A 3052-nucleotide genomic window follows, 5' to 3' on the forward strand; every position below is an offset into this window, starting at 1 on the left:
CGCTCGCGGGCGCGTCGCTGCTCGATGCCGGCTCGGCCTCGGCGTCGGCCAGCTCGGCCTCGACCTGGTCGGCCGTCGGGGCCGCGGTGACGTTGACGATGAGGGTCTCGCCGTCGGTGACCAGCGTGGTGCCGGCCGGCAGCGTGACGTCGGACGCCAGGACCTGCGCGCCGGTCTCGAGGCCCTCGACGGAGACCTCGACGCCCTCGGGCAGGTGGGTGGCCTCGGCCTCGACCGACAGCGCGGTGGTCTCGTTGACGACGAGCGCGCCGGGAGCGGCCTCGCCGGTCACGGTCACGGGGATCTCGACGACGACCTTCTCGCCCTTCTTCACGAGCAGCAGGTCGACGTGCTCGAGGAAGCCCTTGAGCGGGTCGCGCTGGACCTGCTTGGCGATGGCCAGGTGGCTCTCCGAGCCCAGGTCGATCGACAGCAGCGCGTTGGAGTTGCGCAGGGCGATCATGAGGTCGTGGCCCGGCAGGGTCACGTGCAGCGGGTCGGTGCCGTGGCCGTAGAGGACGGCGGGCACCTTGTCCTCGCGACGGATGCGGCGGGCGGCGCCCTTGCCGAACTCGGTGCGGGTCTCGGCGGTCAGCTTGATCTCGGCCACGGTGCTCTCCTACGTGTTGGTGCTCGTACGCGCGTCAACACGTACTGCGGTCTTGGTGCTTCTTCAGGTCGGCGGTCGCCCCGGGGCGCTCGACACGGCACTCAGCAGCGGAGCGCCCTGTCGATCACGAGCCGCACGGGTGCGGCTCCTCGCCGAGGCAACCTGAGGATCCTATCCCACGGCGCCCCGGCGAGGCACATCGCGTCAGCGGAACAGGCTGGTGACCGAGCCGTCCTCGAAGACGGCCGCGATCGCCTGCGCGAGCAGCGGCGCGATCGACAGCACGGTGAGCTTGTCGAAGTGCTTGTCCTCGGGCAGCGGCAGGGTGTTGGTGACGATGACCTCGGTCGCCGGCGAGTTCTTCAGCCGGTCCACGGCCGGGCCGGAGAACACCGCGTGCGTGGCGATGATGACAACGTCCTCGGCCCCGTCGGCCATGAGCGCCTCGGCGGCCTGGACGATCGTGCCGCCGGTGTCGATGAGGTCGTCGACCAGGATGCAGGTGCGTCCGGCGACGTCGCGACGACCCGGTTGGCCTTCGTCTCGTTCGGCCGCGTGACGTCGCGCGTCTTGTGGATGAACGCCAGCGGGGCGCCGCCCAGGGCGTTGGCCCACTGCTCGGCGACCTTGATGCGTCCGGCGTCGGGCGAGACGACCGCGAACGGGCGCTGGCCGTACTTCTTCTTGACGTACCGGGTCAGGATCGGCTTCGCCATGAGGTGGTCGACCGGGCCGTCGAAGTAGCCCTGGATCTGCGCCGTGTGCAGGTCGACGGCCATGAGCCGGTCGGCGCCCGCGGCGTGGAACAGGTCGGCCATGAGCCGGGCCGAGATGGGCTCGCGGCCCAGGTGCTTCTTGTCCTGGCGCGCGTAGCCGTAGAACGGCTGGATCACGGTGATGCGCTTGGCCGAGGCGCGCTTGAGCGCGTCGACCATGATCAGCTGCTCCATGATCGCCTCGTTGATCGGGGCGGCGTGGCTCTGGATGACGAAGGCGTCGCAGCCGCGCACCGACTCGTCGAAGCGGACGTAGATCTCGCCGTTGGCGAAGTCGTAGGCGGTGGTGGGGACGAGGTCGACCTCGAGCAGGTTCGCGACCTCCTCGGCCAGCACCGGGTGCGTGCGACCGGAGAACAGCATCAGGTTCTTCGTCGGCGTTCTCTTCAGGCTACTCACCGGCGTTGTCCTCCAGGTTCGGTGCGGCGTTCAGCGCGGCGTCCGCCGCAGCGGAGCCCGGCCGTCGGCGCGGGACCCACCCCTCAATGGTCCTCTGTCCGGTGTCGGGCACGGCCAGCGCCCCCGGCTCGACGTCCTGGCGGACCACCGTGCCGGCGCCGGTGTAGGCGCCGTCGCCGATGCTCACCGGGGCGACGAAGACGTTGTGCGAGCCGGTGCGCACGTGGCTGCCCACCTGCGTGCGGCTCTTGGTGACCCCGTCGTAGTTGGCGGTGATCGTGCCGGCGCCGATGTTGCTGGACTCGCCGACCTCGGTGTCGCCGACGTACGACAGGTGCGGCACCTTCGACCCGGCTCCGATGCGGCTGTTCTTGGTCTCGACGAACGTGCCGATCTTGCCGCCGTCGCCGAGCTCGGTGCCCGGGCGCAGGTAGGCGAACGGTCCGACGGTCGCGCCGGCACCCAGCACCGCGTCCGAGCCGTGGGTGCGCTCGACGCGGGCGTCCTCGCCCACGACGACGTCGCGCAGCGTGGTGTCGGGGCCGATCGTCGCGCCCGAGGCCACGCGGGTGGCGCCGTGCAGCTGGGTGCCGGGCAGCAGGGTGACGTCGGGCGCGAGCTCGACGGTGACGTCGAGCCACGTGGTGGCCGGGTCGACGATCGTGACGCCTTCGCGCATCCAGCGCTCGGTCGTGCGGCGGTTCAGCTCGGCGCCCATGGCGGCCAGCTGGACACGGTCGTTGACGCCCTCGACCTGCACCGGGTCGGCGAGCATGAACGCCCCGACGGTGCCGCCCTCGGCGACCGCGCCGGCGACGACGTCGGTCAGGTACAGCTCGCCCTGGGCGTTCTTGGCCTCCAGGCGGGGCAGGGCACGCGCCAGGAACGCGGCGTCGAGGGCCAGGATGCCGCTGTTGACCTCGCGCACCGCGCGCTCGTAGTCGCTGGCGTCCTTGTGCTCGCGGATGGCGGTGACCGCGCCGGACGCGTCGCGCAGGATGCGTCCGTAGCCGGTCGGGTCGGGCACCTCGGCGGTGAGCACCGTGACCGTGCGGTCGTGCGCGTGGTGGTCGGTCAGCAGCTCGGCGAGCGTCTGCTCCTCCAGCAGCGGCACGTCGCCGTACGTGACCAGGACGGTGCCGGCTGGGCGGGCCGGTCGGGCGAGCCCGGCCGAGCCGCCTCGGCGACCCGCGGTGGCCGGTGCCCGGCCGGCTGCCTCGTGCTTGGGACGACGAGACCGTGGGGACCGTTGGGCCGGCGCGGCACG

2 protein-coding genes and 1 pseudogene are annotated in these 3052 nt (G+C 71.9%); all 3 read right to left on the minus strand.

Features of this window, described 5'->3' with window-relative positions; all coding sequences use genetic code 11:
- On the minus strand, positions 1 to 610 hold a 610-nt coding region (locus AC2W7G_RS12530; protein WP_485868732.1), incomplete at its 3' end, for a 50S ribosomal protein L25/general stress protein Ctc.
- Positions 611 to 814: 204 nt separating this feature from the next.
- Positions 815 to 1785, minus strand: a pseudogene (locus tag AC2W7G_RS12535) (ribose-phosphate diphosphokinase).
- The coding region (gene glmU / locus AC2W7G_RS12540) for a bifunctional UDP-N-acetylglucosamine diphosphorylase/glucosamine-1-phosphate N-acetyltransferase GlmU (RefSeq protein ID WP_485868733.1) at positions 1778 to 3052 on the minus strand (1275 nt) is incomplete at its 5' end. The gene glmU and the pseudogene AC2W7G_RS12535, both read right to left, overlap by 8 nt.

This window comes from Aeromicrobium sp. PFPM2_SD2, from assembly GCF_057364525.1.